The organism is Dellaglioa algida (genome assembly GCF_030127605.1).
GTDB classification, from domain to species: Bacteria; Bacillota; Bacilli; order Lactobacillales; family Lactobacillaceae; genus Dellaglioa; species Dellaglioa algida.
Map to the genome: position 1 here is coordinate 1 of NZ_JANXLE010000021.1, position 203 is coordinate 203.

2 tRNA genes are annotated in these 203 nt (G+C 50.7%); both read left to right on the forward strand.

The features are described from left to right. Window positions 1-9: 9 nt before the first annotated feature. Window positions 10-84: transfer RNA gene (locus tag N0K73_RS08295), tRNA-Ile, on the forward strand. A 27-nt stretch (window positions 85-111) separates the two neighbouring features. Then, a tRNA-Ala gene (locus tag N0K73_RS08300) sits at window positions 112-184 on the forward strand. Window positions 185-203: the final 19 nt, after the last annotated feature.

The following is a 203-nucleotide window of genomic DNA, read 5'->3' on the forward strand; positions in this document are numbered from 1 at the left end:
AGCGTTTACGGGCCTATAGCTCAGCTGGTTTAGAGCGCACGCCTGATAAGCGTGAGGTCGATGGTTCGAGTCCATTTAGGCCCATTTACCAATTAATAAAATACCCATTATGGGGCCTTAGCTCAGCTGGGAGAGCGCCTGCCTTGCACGCAGGAGGTCATCGGTTCGATCCCGTTAGGCTCCATTGACAATTTTAATTGTCG